17 protein-coding genes are annotated in these 15,634 nt (G+C 69.9%); 7 read left to right on the top strand and 10 right to left on the bottom strand.

Annotation, left to right across the window (positions count from 1 at the left end; genetic code table 11):
• The first annotated feature begins 379 nt into the window (after nt 1-379).
• The 3 genes from OG417_RS06265 (at nt 380) to OG417_RS06255 (ending at nt 1,760) form a co-directional block, all read left to right on the top strand.
• Nucleotides 380-502, top strand: coding sequence for a hypothetical protein (locus OG417_RS06265; protein ID WP_329251028.1), 123 nt, complete (start codon nt 380-382; stop codon nt 500-502).
• 57 nt (nt 503-559) lie between these two features.
• A complete protein-coding gene (locus tag OG417_RS06260; RefSeq protein WP_329251027.1) occupies nt 560-1,360 on the top strand; it encodes a hypothetical protein in 801 nt (266 codons plus the stop codon).
• Between the two features lie 97 nt (nt 1,361-1,457).
• The gene (locus tag OG417_RS06255; RefSeq protein WP_329251024.1) at nt 1,458-1,760 is read left to right on the top strand and encodes a hypothetical protein; all 303 of its coding nucleotides are present in this window, start codon (nt 1,458-1,460) and stop codon (nt 1,758-1,760) included.
• Nucleotides 1,761-1,895: 135 nt separating this feature from the next.
• On the opposite strand, the gene OG417_RS06250 is transcribed toward OG417_RS06255, so the two are convergent.
• Together OG417_RS06250 and OG417_RS06245 are read right to left on the bottom strand one after the other, a co-directional pair.
• Nucleotides 1,896-3,110 carry an NADP-dependent isocitrate dehydrogenase gene (locus OG417_RS06250; RefSeq protein ID WP_329251021.1) on the bottom strand — a complete coding sequence of 405 codons (1,215 nt, stop codon included), beginning with the start codon at nt 3,108-3,110 and terminating at the stop codon, nt 1,896-1,898.
• 118 nt (nt 3,111-3,228) lie between these two features.
• Complete coding sequence (locus OG417_RS06245) at nt 3,229-3,498, bottom strand: DUF3017 domain-containing protein (protein WP_329251018.1); 270 nt, start codon at nt 3,496-3,498, stop codon at nt 3,229-3,231.
• Between the two features lie 429 nt (nt 3,499-3,927).
• On the opposite strand from OG417_RS06245, the gene OG417_RS06240 reads away from it, so the two are divergent.
• Nucleotides 3,928-4,659 (top strand): FHA domain-containing protein, encoded by a 732-nt coding sequence (locus tag OG417_RS06240; RefSeq protein ID WP_329251016.1) that lies wholly within the window; start codon nt 3,928-3,930, stop codon nt 4,657-4,659.
• A gap of 29 nt (nt 4,660-4,688) precedes the next feature.
• On the opposite strand, the gene OG417_RS06235 is transcribed toward OG417_RS06240, so the two are convergent.
• From OG417_RS06235 to purN, 4 genes are read right to left on the bottom strand one after another with little or no spacing between them, the layout of a single operon-like run.
• Nucleotides 4,689-5,537 (bottom strand): bifunctional methylenetetrahydrofolate dehydrogenase/methenyltetrahydrofolate cyclohydrolase, encoded by an 849-nt coding sequence (locus OG417_RS06235; RefSeq protein ID WP_329251013.1) that lies wholly within the window; start codon nt 5,535-5,537, stop codon nt 4,689-4,691.
• A gap of 24 nt (nt 5,538-5,561) precedes the next feature.
• Complete coding sequence (locus OG417_RS06230; RefSeq protein WP_329251010.1) at nt 5,562-6,575, bottom strand: hypothetical protein; 1,014 nt, start codon at nt 6,573-6,575, stop codon at nt 5,562-5,564.
• Nucleotides 6,575-8,131 carry a bifunctional phosphoribosylaminoimidazolecarboxamide formyltransferase/IMP cyclohydrolase gene (gene purH / locus OG417_RS06225; protein WP_329251007.1) on the bottom strand — a complete coding sequence of 519 codons (1,557 nt, stop codon included), beginning with the start codon at nt 8,129-8,131 and terminating at the stop codon, nt 6,575-6,577. The genes OG417_RS06230 and purH overlap by 1 nt, the downstream gene beginning before the upstream one ends.
• A complete protein-coding gene (gene purN, locus OG417_RS06220) occupies nt 8,128-8,736 on the bottom strand; it encodes a phosphoribosylglycinamide formyltransferase (protein ID WP_329251005.1) in 609 nt (202 codons plus the stop codon). The genes purH and purN overlap by 4 nt, the downstream gene beginning before the upstream one ends.
• Before the next feature lie 221 nt (nt 8,737-8,957).
• Between purN and OG417_RS06215 the strand changes: the two genes are divergently transcribed.
• Nucleotides 8,958-9,449 carry a hypothetical protein gene (locus OG417_RS06215; RefSeq protein WP_329251003.1) on the top strand — a complete coding sequence of 164 codons (492 nt, stop codon included), beginning with the start codon at nt 8,958-8,960 and terminating at the stop codon, nt 9,447-9,449.
• 13 nt (nt 9,450-9,462) lie between these two features.
• Here OG417_RS06215 and OG417_RS06210 read toward each other — a convergent pair whose 3' ends face one another.
• Together OG417_RS06210 and OG417_RS06205 are read right to left on the bottom strand one after the other, a co-directional pair.
• Nucleotides 9,463-10,959, bottom strand: a complete 1,497-nt coding sequence (locus OG417_RS06210; RefSeq protein ID WP_329250999.1) for a cell division protein PerM — start codon at nt 10,957-10,959, stop codon at nt 9,463-9,465.
• A gap of 100 nt (nt 10,960-11,059) precedes the next feature.
• On the bottom strand, nt 11,060-11,548 hold the full coding sequence (locus OG417_RS06205; RefSeq protein WP_329250997.1) for a MarR family winged helix-turn-helix transcriptional regulator: 489 nt from the start codon (nt 11,546-11,548) through the stop codon (nt 11,060-11,062).
• Between the two features lie 93 nt (nt 11,549-11,641).
• On the opposite strand from OG417_RS06205, the gene OG417_RS06200 reads away from it, so the two are divergent.
• Both OG417_RS06200 and OG417_RS06195 read left to right on the top strand, forming a co-directional pair.
• Complete coding sequence (locus OG417_RS06200; RefSeq protein ID WP_329250994.1) at nt 11,642-12,463, top strand: alpha/beta fold hydrolase; 822 nt, start codon at nt 11,642-11,644, stop codon at nt 12,461-12,463.
• The gene (locus OG417_RS06195; protein ID WP_329250992.1) at nt 12,460-13,353 is read left to right on the top strand and encodes an alpha/beta hydrolase; all 894 of its coding nucleotides are present in this window, start codon (nt 12,460-12,462) and stop codon (nt 13,351-13,353) included. The genes OG417_RS06200 and OG417_RS06195 overlap by 4 nt, the downstream gene beginning before the upstream one ends.
• 118 nt (nt 13,354-13,471) lie before the next feature.
• On the opposite strand, the gene sucD is transcribed toward OG417_RS06195, so the two are convergent.
• Nucleotides 13,472-14,356 carry a succinate--CoA ligase subunit alpha gene (gene sucD / locus OG417_RS06190; protein ID WP_329250989.1) on the bottom strand — a complete coding sequence of 295 codons (885 nt, stop codon included), beginning with the start codon at nt 14,354-14,356 and terminating at the stop codon, nt 13,472-13,474.
• Nucleotide 14,357: 1 nt separating this feature from the next.
• Nucleotides 14,358-15,548, bottom strand: a complete 1,191-nt coding sequence (sucC, locus tag OG417_RS06185; RefSeq protein WP_329234273.1) for an ADP-forming succinate--CoA ligase subunit beta — start codon at nt 15,546-15,548, stop codon at nt 14,358-14,360.
• Between the last annotated feature and the right edge of the window lie 86 nt (nt 15,549-15,634).

Here is a 15,634-nt window from a genome sequence, read left to right as displayed (position 1 = left end):
CGTAGCCGGAGCTTGGACCATCGCTCATTGCGACCCACCGCCTGGATGTCCACATAAAGCGACATCCCGCACCACTCGAGTCAATGATGAGTTTGATCACGCTCGGCGTATCCCACGTCACAGGCGACAGCCTCGAAGAGTCGGTGAACAAGGCGTTCGAGTCCAAGCCTGTGAGAAAGGCCTTCGAGTCGGATCTGGCGAAGAGGGCCGCCAAGCCCTTGCTAAGGCCCCAGAAAGATCCGTCAGGGACACCGCTATCCCCTTCCTGGGCCTACGGTTCCTCGCGAACCTGCACGTCGGGGAACTCCCCGTGGACTCCGGGCCGGTTCCACGCACCCGTTATCGGGATCGCGAGCTCTGAACATGTGGCCGGCTCATCGTGGCCGAGATCACGTTGCCACGGCGAACTCACGATGGACCCCTGGTGACCAAACATCTGATCTTCAGCAACAGCACCGTGCACCTGCTGACCGCCGATCTGCACACGGGCGATCCTTATTGAAAGATTGTTGACATCGAATTCCGCTGACCGCTCGCAGGGGTGAAGTAGCGTTCTGGCGTGTCCACACCTCCGCCGCCTCAGCCCCCATACGGCGGGCAGCCCGCCCCGTCGCCGTACCAGGCGCCCTACCCCCAGCAGCCCGCCCCTCAGCCGTACGGCGCCCAGTACCCCCAGCAGCCCAACCCGGCCTGGGGCGCCCCGCCGATGGTGCCGCCGCCCTCAAAGAAACGCCGGGTCGGGCCCGTCCTCGGCATCGTGAGCGGCGGCGTCGGCGTGGTCGTGGCAATCGTGGTGGTCGCGCTGATCGGCCTGAACGCCGAAGGCGGCTTTCCGGAGGCGAAGTTCGCCCTGACGCTGCCCAAGACCCTGATCGGCGGCCGCTTCGAACTCGCCCAGGACCTGTCCGACTCCAAGGGGCAGAAGATCAAGGACGAGGCGAACGGCGCCTGGGACGCCAAGGTCACCGACGCCGTGGTCGGCCAGTACAGCCTGGGCGGCGATCAGACCAAGGGCGGGCTGGTGCTCTCCGGCATGTACGGCCGGTTCAAGAACACCGACGAGGCCCGCGGCAACATGCTCAAGGGCGCCGGTGAGGCCGATGGCGTGACCGTGGCCGTGGGACCGAAGGACTTCACCCAGAGTGGCTCGCCCACGGTCAGCTGCGAAGTGCTACAGCAGAAGAAGCTCGGCACGAGCATGACCTATCCAGTGTGCGCCTGGACGGACGACAACACGGGGGCCCTGGTCGCCCCGATGACCGCGAAGACGGCCGCACAGGATGCCTCCCAGGTGGATCTGCGGTTCTACGCGCGGTTCACGCTGCAGGTCCGCTCCGAGACGGTCAAGACGATCAAGTGAACCCGAGGCCTCCGCGTGATCCGTGGGCCACGCCCTCGGCCACGGCGACCAAGAGCGGACCGGGCGCCACCGCGACCGCCGATGCGCGTGAACTCATGTGATCGCGAAGGATGGCAAGACGGAGGTGGCGTGGGCGACCTGGTGCCAGGGCAAGTCCGAGAACTGGTTCTGGTCCGGCGTGGGCCATTGGCGCCTGACGGAGAACCAGTGCCCGACCCTCCCGGACCAGGCCTGGGTAAACGACGGACTCGGCGTTGGCGGGCTGACCCAGAAGCAGGCCGACACCTCCGTCGGCCAGCTCGCCGGCTATGAGGGGTTGATCAACGCTCGCGGAAAAAGTGTTGTCGACCGAGCCGGCAAGCAGTACGTGCGCCTCGAGATCACGACATCGCCCAGATGACCTGGCAACCCGAGAGGCGATGACGAGTGTCGTCCTTAGGGCGCTATCCACTACACGTGGCAGCCCATAGACGACCCAGAGTAACGAGCGCCCCCTCACCTACGGCGAAGGCGCAGGTGAGGGGGCTTTGCACGCTCAGGCCAGCTTCTTGTGGAGGTTCTCGTCCAGCGCGGTGAGGAACTCCTGGGTGGTCAGCCATCCCTGGTCGCCGCCGACGAGCAGCGCCAGGTCCTTGGTCATCTGGCCGCCCTCGACGGTCTCGATGCAGACCCTCTCCAGCGTGTTGGCGAACTCGGTCACCGCGGGGGTGTTGTCGAGCTTGCCGCGGTGGGCCAGGCCCCGGCTCCAGGCGAAGATCGACGCGATCGGGTTGGTCGACGTCGGCTTGCCCTGCTGGTGCTGGCGGTAGTGGCGGGTGACGGTGCCGTGGGCGGCCTCGGCCTCGACCGTACGGCCGTCGGGGGTCATCAGCACGGACGTCATCAGGCCCAGCGAGCCGAAGCCCTGCGCGACGACGTCGGACTGCACGTCGCCGTCGTAGTTCTTCGCCGCCCAGACGAAGCCGCCGTCCCACTTGAGGGCCTGCGCGACCATGTCGTCGATGAGGCGGTGCTCGTAGGTGATGCCTGCATCTTTGAACTCTGCCTCGAACTCCGCTTCGAAGACCTCGGCGAACAGGTCCTTGAAGCGGCCGTCGTAGGCCTTGAGGATCGTGTTCTTGGTCGAGAGGTAGAGGGGGAACTTGCGGTCGAGGGCGTACCGCATCGTCGCGCGGGCGAAGTCGCGGATCGAGGAGTCGTAGTTGTACATGCCCATCGCGATGCCGCCGCCGGGGAAGTCGGCGACCTGGAACTCCATCGGCTCGGAGCCGTCGGCGGGCTCGAACGCGACCGTCACCTTGCCGGGGCCGGGGACGACGAAGTCGGTGGCGCGGTACTGGTCGCCGTGGGCGTGGCGGCCGATGATGATGGGCTTGGTCCAGCCGGGGACGAGACGGGGGATGTTGGAGACGACGATCGGCTCGCGGAAGACGACGCCGCCGAGGATGTTACGGATGGTGCCGTTAGGCGACCGCCACATCTTCTTCAGGCCGAACTCCTCGACCCGGGCCTCGTCGGGGGTGATGGTCGCGCACTTGACGCCGACGCCGTGCTCCTTGATGGCGTTGGCGGCGTCGATGGTGACCTGGTCGTCGGTCGCGTCCCGATGCTCCATCCCCAGGTCGTAGTACCGCAGGTCGACGTCCAGGTAGGGCAGGATCAACTGGTCCTTGATGAATTGCCAGATGATCCGCGTCATCTCGTCGCCGTCGAGTTCGACGACGGGGCCCGCTACCTTGATCTTGGGCATGCTGTAGCTGTCCCTTCTTACGTCGTGGTAGCGAGGGCACGATCGGCTCTTGCGCTCCACACTGGTCAGCAGTCCTTCGTAGGGCTCGCTGATGAGGCTATCGGAGCGCCGGCGTAATTCAGCCGCTGGACCCCTTTGCGACAAATGCGACAAGTGTGATACCGACCGCGGCGGCCGTCATGAGGAACACGTCGAACCACCTGCGGCGCACCGCGAGCATGCCCACCTGGCTCTCGGGCAGCACCAGCCGCGCCAGCGCCGCGATGAACACCGATGCGGCGATGAGCATGCTCCCTCGCCGGAAGTGATTAGTGGCCACGACGACGAGACCCGCCGCCACGCCGCACAGGACGAAGGCGTACGGAAGCCGGCCGAGCCAGCGCGGCACCGCCGGACGTGGCCGCGCCCGGTCACCGCCGCGCGCGGACGGTGGAGTCGAGGGCCCCGGCATCGGGTGCGGGCCGACCGGATCCCCTCCAGGCCCGCCGGAATCGGCCGCCCCCGAGCGCGGCTCCGGGACGTACGGCTGCTGGGTCGACCCGCCCGGTTCAGGCGGACCGTACGGCTCTGACATGGCTCCTATCTTGGCAGCGCCGGGCGGGCCGCGTCCGCCGCGCGGCCCTGACAATACGGTCGGGAGGTCCTGTCTCGGTTGTCACGAGGGTGTCAATGCGGCCGTCACTTACCGGTCCAAAATGCTCGTCATGCCCCAAGATTCCCGCCGTACTCTTACCTACCGACGAGTAGGATGGTGTGACCATGGCCGGTCCGGGTAACCCGCCAGACAGGGGTCGCTAACTAGCTGGGAGGGACCGCCGTGGAGGGCCCGTTCATACGGATCGAGGAGAGCGGCACCGTACTGCCGCTGCGACCCGAGGTGACCACGATCGGGCGGGGGCGGGGTGTCGACATCCGGCTCGACGAGCCCAGCGTCTCCCGGCTGCACGCGGAGTTGATCCGGCGTGGCCCGTACGTCTACGTGGTGGACCTCGGACTCTCACGCAACGGCACACGTGTCAACGGACGGCCGATCGCCCGGCGCGTCCTCGAAGACGGCGACGTCGTGAGCTTCGGCGCCGCCCGCTGCCGGATGGGCGGCATCCCGCGCGAAGACGTCGATCCCGACGTCGAACTTCGCCGGGCCGTCGCACCCGACCTGACCCGGCGCGAGATCGACGTGCTCACGTCGCTGTGCCGGCCGGCGCTGTCCGACGAGGCGTTCGTGGCGCCCGCCACGGCGCGCGAGATCGCGACCGACCTGGTCGTGACCGAGGCCGCGGTCAAGCAGCACCTGCTGCGGCTCTACCAGAAGTTCCGCATCCCGGAGGGCGCCAACCGGCGCACCCGGCTGGCCAACGAGGTCATCGCGCTCGGTCTCGTACGCCCGCTGCCGCCGGTGCACGTGCCACCCCAGGGCGGCCGTACGCCGGAGACCGCGCGGCGCCCGGACGGCCCCCGGCCGGGTGGCGGAACGACCGGAGCCCCACGTCAGCCCGCCCCCAGGCGCCCCGCCGCACCCGGCGCCCCCAACCGCCGGGCGGCGAGCTAGGTCTGACTCAACACGCTACTGAGACAGGCCTAGACGGCCTTCTCGGCGGCTTCCACGACGTTCGTGAGCAGCATGGCGCGGGTCATCGGGCCCACGCCTCCGGGCATCGGCGCCAGCCAGCCCGCCACCTCGCGGACGCCGGGGTCCACGTCGCCGGTCAGCCCCGCGTCCGTACGGGTGATGCCGACGTCGAGCACGGCCGCTCCGGACTTGATCATGTCCGGCTTGATGAGGCCGGGCACGCCCGCGGCCACCACGACGATGTCGGCCCCGCGCGTGTGCGCCGCGAGGTCCTTGGTGCCGGTGTGGCAGGTCGTCACCGTGGCGTTCTCGGTGCGGCGGCCGAGCAGCAGGCCGAGCGCCCGGCCGACGGTGACGCCGCGGCCGATGACGGTGACGTCGGCGCCGCGGATCGGCACGTCGAAGCGGCGCAGCAGCTCGACGATGCCACGCGGCGTGCACGGCAGCGCGCCCGGCTGCATCAGCACGAGCCGGCCCAGGTTGACCGGGTGCAGGCCGTCGGCGTCCTTGGCCGGGTCGATCCGCTCCAGCACGCGCTGCTCGTCCAAACCCTTGGGCAGCGGAAGCTGCACGATGTAGCCGGTGCAGGCCGGATCGGCGTTCAGCTCGTCGACGGCGGCCTCGACGTCCGCCTGCGTCGCCGTGGCGGGCAGGTCGCGCCGGATGCTCGCGATGCCGACCTCCGCGCAGTCGCGGTGCTTGCCCGCGACGTACGCGTGGCTGCCCGGGTCGTCGCCGACGAGCACCGTGCCCAGCCCCGGGACGATGCCGCGCTCGCGCAGGGCCGCGACCCGCTCCTTGAGCCGCGTACGGATCTCCGCCGCGGTCGCCTTGCCGTCCAGTATCTGTGCGGTCACGTGCGCCATTCTTCCAGGCGGCGATCAGCGGCCGAACGGCCACCTGCGACGGCGACGCCGCGGCGGGAACGAGGGCGGAGGCGCGAACGGGGGCGGCGGAGGCGGAGCCGCGTACGGCAGAGGCGGGGGCGGCGGAGACGGCGGGGGCGGCGGCGGAGGCACGTTCGGGGGTGAGGGCGGGGGCAGCGGCGGCAGGGATTCCCCGTCGGGCCCGATCCGGCTCATCGCCTCCAGCCGGCCCGCGGCCAGGTCGGCGTACGGAATCATGAAGTCGCCGTTCGGGAGCATCCCCGAGTACGGCCGGCCGACGATCGCGCGGGGCAGGAAGGCGCCCGCCGGGCCGTGGAGTTCGGCGTCCAGCCAGTACATCGGGGCGGACTTCCAGGCCCCCGAGGACGGCACCGGTTCGTCGATGCCGAGAATCACCCAGTGGTCGGTCCACGCCGATGCGCCGATCTGCGGGATGCCGCCGGTATGGGAGTCGACCGCGGGCAGTTCGAGGCGGTCGGGGTCGCGCGGAACGTACCAGACCAGGAGCGGGTCCGAGCGGGCCGCGTCGCGGTTGTCGAAGCAGCACAGCGCGATGGCGTGCTCGGGATAGCTCTGGGCGTAGAAGTCGAACAGCGGGCGGTTGACCGGGATGCGGCGATGCTCGGGTACGAGACGGAGCGCGTCGGGGATCAGCGAGGCGTCCGTCGCGAGCACGACGGTGTAGATGTCGTGCTCGAACACCTGCACCGGCGGGGGCCCGGCGCCCGCCGGCGCACTTCCCGGCGCCGCGGCGAACGCCAGCATGGGCGGTTCGAGCGCGTGGACCATGTTCCGCAGGATGTAACGGGCGCCGCTCGTGTCGACGAAGTTGTCCTGCGTCATGCCGACGCCGGGCAGGTGCAGCAGCATGGCGTTCGGGCCGGTGGCGTAGTTGGCCGCGACGTTCTGGTACCCGAGCACGTGCACGAGCCCGTGCTCGGCGTGCCGGACGCGGCCGTGATACAGGATCGTGTCGGTGAACCGCGCCGGCGCCGCCGAGACGCACATCAGTGGAAGAAGTGCCGGACGCCGGTGAAGTACAGCGTGACCCCGGCCTTCTCCGCGGCCTCGATCACGTCGGCGTCGCGTACGGAGCCGCCCGGCTCGACGATGGCACGCACGCCCGCCTCGGTGAGCACCTCCAGCCCGTCCGCGAACGGGAAGAACGCGTCGGAGGCGCCGACCGAGCCCGCCGCGCGGTCACCGGCTCGCGTGACCGCCAGCCGTGCGGAGTCGACCCGGTTGACCTGGCCCATGCCGACGCCGACGGTCGCGCCGTCGGCCGCCAGCAGGATCGCGTTGGACTTCACCGAACGGCACGCCCGCCACGCGAACGCCAGGTCGCGCAGCGTCGCCTCGTCGGCCGCGGCGCCCGCCTTCAGCTCCCAGGTGGAGGGGTCGTCGCCGGCCGCGTCGATCTTGTCCGTGCTCTGGGTCAGCAGGCCGCCGTCGATGCGCCGGAACTCCGTGACGCCCGCGGGGCCCTCCGGGCAGACGAGCAGCCGGATGTTCTTCTTCACGGTGAGCAGCGAGAGCGCCTCGTCGTCGAAGGCGGGGGCGACCAGCACCTCGGTGAAGATGTCGGCGACCTGGCGCGCCATCTCCGCCGAGACGGGCCGGTTGGTGGCGATCACGCCGCCGTACGCGGACAGCGAGTCACAGGCGTGCGCCTTACGGTGCGCCTCGGCGATGTCGGCGCCCACGGCGATGCCGCAGGGGTTGGCGTGCTTGATGATCGCCACGCACGGCTCGGTGAAGTCGTACGCCGCGCGGCGCGCGGCGTCGGCGTCGACGTAGTTGTTGTAGGACATCTCCTTGCCGTGGAGCTGCTCGGCCTCGGCCAGCCCCCCGGCGTGGGAGGTGTAGAGCGCGGCCCGCTGGTGGGGGTTCTCGCCGTACCGGAGGACGGCCTTGCGGTCCCACACGCTCGCGACGATCGGCGCCCAGCCGCTCTCCTCGGCGACCTCGTCGGGCGCGTAGGAATTGGCGAACCAGGAGGCGACCGCGGCGTCGTAGGCGGCGGTGTGCGCGTACGCCGCCGCGGCGAGCCGCTTGCGCTCGGTCGCCTCGAAGCCGCCGCGGCGCACGGCGTCCAGGACCTCGCCGTACGAGGCGGGGTCGACGACGACGGCGACACTCTGGTGGTTCTTGGCCGCGGCGCGGACCATCGCGGGCCCGCCGATGTCGATCTGCTCCACGATCTCGTCGGGGCCGGCGCCGGAGGCGACCGTCTCCGCGAAGGGGTAGAGGTTGGAGATCAGCAGGTCGAAGGGCTCGACGTGCAGGTCCTCGAGCTGCTGGACGTGGTCGGCGTTGCGCCGGTCGGCGAGAAGCCCGGCGTGCACCTTCGGGTGCAGGGTCTTGACCCGCCCGTCAAGGCACTCGGGGAAGCCGGTGAGCTTCTCCACCTTCATGACCGGTACGCCCGCGGCGGCGATGCGGGCCGCCGTCGACCCCGTGGAAACGATCTCGACACCCGCCCGGTGCAGGCCGGTGGCCAGCTCTTCCAGGCCCGACTTGTCATAGACGCTGATCAGCGCGCGCTTGATCGCGATCCGGGTCACCCGATCCTCACTCTCCTGCTGCTCTCGATGGTCCATCCCTCGCGGACCAGGCGGCCCACGGTCCGCACGAGCAGCGGACGCTCGACGTCCTTGATCCGCTCGTGCAGCGTGTCTTCGTCATCGTCGTCGAGGACCGGCACCGCCTCCTGGGCGATGATCGGGCCGGTGTCGACGCCGGAGTCCACGAAATGCGCGGTGCAGCCCGTCACCTTGACGCCGTGCTCGAGAGCGTCGCGCGCGGCGTGCGTACCCGGGAACGCGGGCAGCAGCGCCGGATGGGTGTTGATCACCCGGCCGCCGAAGCGGTCGAGGAAACGCGCGCCGAGGATCTTCATGAAACCGGCCGACACGACCAGGTCGGGGTCGTACTTGTCGACCGCCTCGGTCAGAGCGGCGTCCCACTGCTCGCGCGTCTCGTGGTCCTTGACCCGCGCCACGAACGTCGGTATTCCGGCACGGTCGGCCCTCGCCAGGCCTTCGATGCCGTCACGGTCGGCGCCGACGGCAACGACCCGGGCACCGTAGGCTGGATCGGTACACGCGTCGAGAAGCGCCTGTAGGTTGGTCCCCGCGCCGGAGACGAGGACGACGAGCCGGGCGGACACCGTGACTCCCAGGAGATACAGACGGGTTGGCGGGCCGTACCAGCCTATCGGCCGGTGCTCGGCCGGGTTCAGCCGACACCAGGAGGCAGCAGCCGTGACCGAGGTGAATCCCTCCTCACGCGCCGCACACCGCCCGGGATCGGCCACCCGCGGGCGCCCGCACCCCAGCCGCAGGCCATAGCGTGACCCCCAAGAGCAGCCGGATCGAACCAGGAGACATCGTGAGCGACGCCCAAGGACCGGGCGAGAGCGGACCGCAGACGCAGCTTCCCGGGCCGCCACCTTCCGCACCCCCGCCCCCGCTGCCGCCCACCCCGGTGGAGCGCGGCGGAATGCGCGCGCTGTCGCTGAGCATCATCGGCCTGCTGCTGCTGTTCCTGCCGATCCCGGGGCTCGCCCTGCTCGGCCTGGCGCTGCTGATCGCAGGCGTCGTCACCGGCGTACGCGCCCGCCGCCGCGCCAAGCGCGTCCTCACCCGCGCGCCGGGCGCCATCGGGGGCATCATCGTCGGGGCGGTCGGGCTGTGCTTCGCCGTGGCCGGCATCGCCATCGGCGCGATGGTCGCGACGGAGTTCAGCGACTACGAGAACTGCCGCTCCTCCGCGCTGACCATCACCGACAAGCAGACCTGCCAGGACCGCTACTTCCCGAAGATCGAGCACAAGCTCCACCTGCCGGCGGGGTCGATGGACCGCTACCGCTCGATGTTCTGACCTTCGCGTGCCGTCAGCGTGGGCGGTCGCGCGGTGGGCGCTTGCGGATCGGGGAGACCGAGCCGGGCTCGGCCTCCTTGCGCGGGCGCGGCACTCCGGGCAGCCGCTGACGCTCGCCGATCGGCGTCACACCGTCGGGCAACGGCGGCGGGACCTCTACCGTGGCCAGCACCGGCTCCGGATCCTCGAACTGCACCTTGTCGGAGGGCTTGGCGGGTTCGGCGGCGGGCTCGGGCGCGGGCGCGTCGTCCTCGGCCGGCGGCATGCGGCGCAGCAGGTGCCAGTTGGCCGCCCAGGCGGCGATGGCGGCCGAGACGCCGACCTCGAGGGCCGCCATCAGGCCGACCTGCCAGGCGGAGGGCCCCATGACCGCCATGCGGTGACCGCCGACGGGCCCGCCGGACAGCGCCGCCAGGAACGCCACCACGCCGCCGGTCAGCACGCCGCAGACGAAGCCCCACAGCGGCGCCGCCTCGCCCACCGCGCTCGGCAGGGACCGGACGGTCAGCACGCCTCCGGCGACGCCCGCGGCGAACGGAACGGCCAGGGCGAGCAGTGAGACCAGCGGTGCCGGGCCGGGGGACGGCAGCGCCGCGAGCGGCGGGAACGAGGGGATCATGCCGACGAAGACGCCCGACGGGGCCACGCTCGTGCCCGCGCCGACCGCGAACCCGGGGCCGACGGCGTACGACACGGCCCAGATCGCGGCGTTCGGCAGGTAGGTGATCGAGACGATGGTCAGCAGGATGCCGCCGACGATCCCGGTGCCGAGCATGCCGTAGATGTGGGTCAGCTCCGAGACGTGGAAGAGCAGCGAGACGAGGAAGATCAGCAACCCGGACGCGATGAGCACGGTCATGGCGCCGGTGACCCCGGCGGCGAGCGACCGCGCGCGATGCGGCAGCAGCATGAAGATCGCCACCCACGGCGAGCGCTTCGTGGTCGAGGCGACCAGGGCCCGCGCCGCACCGAGCCCGCCCGCGACGAGGGCGAGCAGGAAGCACGCCAGGAGCGCCTGCCACGCCGACGGCGACACCACCGTGGAGCGAGCGAGGAGGGCGAGCAGGAAGGCCAGCACCGCGTACGGGACGGCGAGCGCGAGCGCGGCGTGCACGACGCCGATGCGGTACCGCCCGCGAACCCGGCCGGTCCGGGTGATCCACCCGCCCCCACGGAAGAGCAGCGCGCCCGGCAGCACGGTCAGACCGAGGGGAAGCAGCCCGACGCGGCCGTGCGGTACCGAGAAACCGGCGTGGTGTGAGACGAGCCAGAAGTTCACCGCGGTACGGAACACACCGGGCAGCCCGGTGCCGAGCGCGGTACGCGGCGCGGCGATCCACCCGATGAGCGTGACCGTGGTGAGCGTGGTCAGCCCGAGCCCGGCGCACCAGACGGCGGCGACGATGCCGGAGACCGCGAGCGGCCGTACCGCGGGCTCGGCCGAGAGCTCGCCCCCACCGGGTTCGTCACCGGCATCCGCACCGGACACGCGTGCCCGTACGTCGCTCATTGGGTCGTCACCGCTCCTCGGCTGGCTGGGCACAGACCGCCACCCATGCTCGCAGCCACAAGCCCCCCAACCGAGACAGCGCCTCCGGCGTGTCGGAATCCTAAGAGTTCTGATCCGACGTCGCGGCTGGTGAAGGAGCGTCGGTCGGCGATGAGGGATCCGAGTCGGCCAAGCGGTTGGATGCTCGGGCCAGCAGTTCGACGAGTTGGGCGCGTTCTTCGGGTGTGTAGGCATCGGCGAGTTTTCGCTCGATCGCCGCCGCCTCGGCGTCGGCCTTCTCGAGGAGGCGGTGGCCTTCGTCGGTGAGTTGCACCTCGGTCACCTTGCGGTGCCAGGGGTGGGGCCGGCGGGTGATCAGAGCCTTGGCCTGGAGATTCGTGAGCACGGTGGCGATGGTCTGCGGGGTGACGAGGCAGGCCCGGGCCAGCGCGGCGGCGGAGATCCCCGGGTGCTCGGCGAGCGTGTACAGGACCCCGTACTGCGGCACGGTCAGACCGAACCGGCGTAGCGCCGCGTGCTTGGCCGCCATCAGTTCCTGCTCGACGCGCTTGATGTGCATGCCGAGGCGTTCGTGCGGCGGCATCTTCATAAGCCGGATTCTACCTACTGACAGACCTCTACTTGTTATCAGAGCTCTGTCACATATACGCTCCCTGGCAAATGAACGACCAGAGAGGTTCTCATGACCACCGTTCTTGATCACATCGCTGCAGGCACCGGTCCGGGACTCGTCCTGATCCACGGCACCGGCGCCGACGCGGCGTCGAACTGGGGAGCTCTCATCGAAGCGGCGAGCGATCGCTACGCGATCGTCGCGCCGAACCTGCCCGGCGCGGGCGGCACTCCCGCGCCGGACGGTCCACTCGATCTCGACGAGCTGGCCGACCAGGTCCTCGCCACCGTCCATACGGCCGGCCTGGAGCGGTTCCACTTGGTCGGGCACTCGCTCGGTGCGGTGATCGCCACCGCCGTCGCGGCGCGCGAACCGGGCGCAGTGACCTCACTGCTGCTGCACGCCGGCTGGGTGACGACCGGGCCCCGGGAGGTGTTCATGGTCGACCTGTGGGCGCGGCTGCTGCGCACCGATCCGGTGCTGCTGGCCCGGCATCTGATCTTGACCGCGACGGGTCCCGGCCTGTTGGGCACGCTCAACGACGAGCAGTTCGCCGAGTTCGCCGCCGGGTTCGCGGCAACGCTCGGCGAGCACATCCTCCCTCAGATCGACTTGGACGGCCGGATCGACCTGCGCGACAGCGTCGGGCGGGTTCTGGCGCCCACGCTGGTGCTCGCCAGCACCGAAGACCAGGTCATCCCAACTCACCACCAGCGAGAGCTGGCGGAGGCGATAGGCGACAGCCGATACCTAGAGGTACCGGGCGGGCACGGGCTGCCGTTCGAGGACCCGGACCGGCTCTTCTCGATAATCACCGACTTCGTCGATGCCCAACAGACGGCACAGCAGAGCGCACGGCGGGCCACGCGCCAGACCGGAGTGCCGGCATGAACGTGCGCGTTGAGGAGATCAGCTTCCGCAGCGAGGGCGTCGACTGCGCCGGCTCCTTGTACGCGCCGGCCGACGCCACCGGCCCGCTGCCCGGCCTGGTGATGGGCAACGGGTTCGCCAACATCCGCCAGATGTACCTGCCCGCCTTCGCCACCGCGTTCGCCGCGGCCGGGATCGCCGTGCTCACCATCGACTACCGCTACCTCGGCGAGTCCGGCGGGCTGCCGCGTCAGCAGGTCCTGCCCGAGGCTCAGTGCGACGACCTGCGCAACGCCCTGACCTGGCTGTCGGAGCGGCCCGAGATCGACGCCGAACGGATCGGCCTGTGGGGCACGTCGTTCGGCGGCGGCCACGTCCTGCGCGTTGCCGCTCTCGACCGCCGGGTCACGGCCGTGGTGGCCCAGGTGCCGGCCATCGGCCTATGGCGATACTTCCGGCGCAGCGAACCGGCCGTACGGGAACGCTTCCTCGCTTCCACCCTCGCCGACCGGCTGGCGTACGCGCGCACCGGTGAGCCCCGCCCGCTCGCCATCACCGCCGATGAGGACACCGAGTCGGTTCTCGGCCCGACCGATCTCGACTGGCATCGGCGCAACGAAAAGGAGCACGAGACGTTCCACAACTGGATCGCCGCGCACTCACTCGACCGGATAGTGCCCTATGACCCGGGCGCGTTCGCCGAGGACATCAGTCCCATCCCGCTGCTTATGATCTTGGCTGAGGCCGACACCACGACCCCGCCCGAGGTCGCCCGGGAGATCTATGACCGGGTACGGAAGCCCAAGCAGCTCCTTGAGCTCAGCGGCGGCCACTACGACGTGTACGACGTGCCGTCCGTACGCGACGCGTGCATCGACGCCACCACCAGGTTCCTGGTCGAGCACCTTTAGGGCCCGCGCAGGCTCTCACTCGACCAGGCCCCGGCGCCGTCACTGGCGTTCGAAAGCCGCGAAACACGCGGAGGCCCCGGCGCCATGAGAACGGCGGCCGGGGCTCTCTGCGTTCGCGTCAGCGGGACATGATCTCGCGCATGAGGCGGGCGGTTTCGCTGGGGGTCTTGCCGACCCGGACACCGACCTTCTCCAGCGCTTCCTTCTTGGCCTCGGCGGTACCGGACGAACCCGACACGATCGCACCGGCATGACCCATGGTCTTGCCCTCCGGCGCGGTGAACCCGGCGACATACCCGACCACCGGCTTGGTCACGTTCGCCTCGATGTAAGCCGCCGCGCGCTCCTCGGCGTCCCCGCCGATCTCCCCGATCATCACGATCGCATCGGTCTCCGGGTCGGCCTGGAACGCCTCCAGCGCATCGATGTGGGTGGTGCCGATCACCGGGTCACCACCGATCCCGATACAGGTCGAAAAACCGATGTCCCGCAGCTCGTACATCATCTGATACGTCAAAGTCCCCGACTTGCTCACCAGCCCGATCCGCCCCGGCGTGGTGATGTCGGCCGGGATGATCCCCGCGTTCGACTTCCCCGGCGAGGCCACCCCCGGGCAGTTCGGGCCGATGATCCGGGTCTTGTTGCCCTTGGCCACCGCATGCGCCCACGCCGCCGTCGAATCATGCACCGGGATCCCCTCGGTGATCACGATGCACAGCCCGATCTCCGCATCGATCGCCTCGATCACCGCGTCCTTGGAGAACTTCGGCGGCACGAACGCCACCGACACATCAGCCCCCGTGGCGGCCATCGCCTCAGCGACCGACCCGAACACCGGCAACTCCCGGCCCTCGTACGCGACCGTCTGCCCCGCCTTACGGGCGTTGACCCCACCCACGACGTTCGTACCCGCCCGCAGCATCCGCGCGGTGTGCTTCGACCCTTCCGAACCGGTCATCCCCTGCACGATGACCCTGCTGTCCTCGGTCAGCCAGACCGCCATCTCACACCCCCGCCGAAGCCAGCTCAGCGGCGCGCCGCGCCGCCTCATCCATCGTCTCGACCTGCTCGATGACCGAGATGGCGGCCTCATTGAGAATCCGGCGGCCCTCCTCGGCGTTGTTGCCGTCCAGCCGCACCACGATCGGACGATCCACCGTCTCGCCCCGATCACCCAGCAGCTTGACCGCCTGCACGATCCCGTTCGCGACCGCATCCCCAGAAGTGATGCCGCCGAACACGTTGATGAACACGCTCTTCACGCTCGGGTCACCCAGCACGATCTCCATACCGTTGGCCATCACCTCCGCCGAGGCACCACCACCGATGTCCAGAAAGTTCGCCGGCTTCTGCCCGCCGTACCGTTCACCGGCGTAGGCGACCACATCCAGGGTCGACATCACCAGACCCGCGCCGTTACCGATGATCCCGACGCTGCCGTCCAGCTTGACGTAGTTCAGGTCCTTGGCCTTGGCCTTGGCCTCCAGCGGATCGGTCGACGCCTTGTCCTCCAGCGCCTCATGCTCGGGCTGACGGAACGCCGCGTTCCCATCCAGGGTGACCTTGCCATCCAGCGCCTTGACCCGACCATCGGCGGTGAGGATCAGCGGATTCACCTCGACCAGCGTGGCGTCCTCATCCACGAACGCCGCCCACAACCGCTCGATGAGCTCCGCGGCCCCCTCCAGCGCCTCGGCCGGCAGCCGCCCGGCGGCCGCGATCTCCCGGGCCTTGACCCGGTCGACACCGGCCAGCGCGTTGATCGGGATCTGCGCGACCGCCTCGGGCTTGGTCGCGGCGACCTCCTCGATCTCCATCCCACCCTCGACCGAACAGATCGACAAGAACGTCCGGTTCGCACGATCGAGCAGGAACGAGAAGTAGAACTCCTGGGCGATGGCGCTCGCCTCTTCGACCAACACCTTGTGGACCGTGTGGCCCTTGATGTCCATGCCGAGAATCTGCCGCGCCTTCTCCTCGGCGTCAGCGGGCGAATCGGCCAGCTTCACACCTCCGGCCTTACCACGGCCGCCGGTCTTCACCTGCGCCTTCACAACGACGCGCGCAGTGCCGGCGGCGGCGAACTCCTCAGCGATCGCCCGAGCCTCCTCCGGCGTCGTAGCGATCTTGCCGGCAGGGACCGGGACGCCGTACTCCGCGAAGAGCTCCTTCGCCTGATGTTCGAACAGGTCCACGGGGGTCCGTCCTTAACGGGATCGACAGGGTTGCGACCGCGTCCAGCGGTCCGCTCCGACCAGGCAGCCTAGTCGCTACGGCTTAC

It is taken from the genome of Actinoallomurus sp. NBC_01490, from assembly GCF_036227085.1.
GTDB lineage: Bacteria > Actinomycetota > Actinomycetes > Streptosporangiales > Streptosporangiaceae > Actinoallomurus > Actinoallomurus oryzae.
The sequence above is the reverse complement of the archived record's forward strand: the minus strand, read 5'-3'. Positions and strand labels throughout refer to the sequence as shown.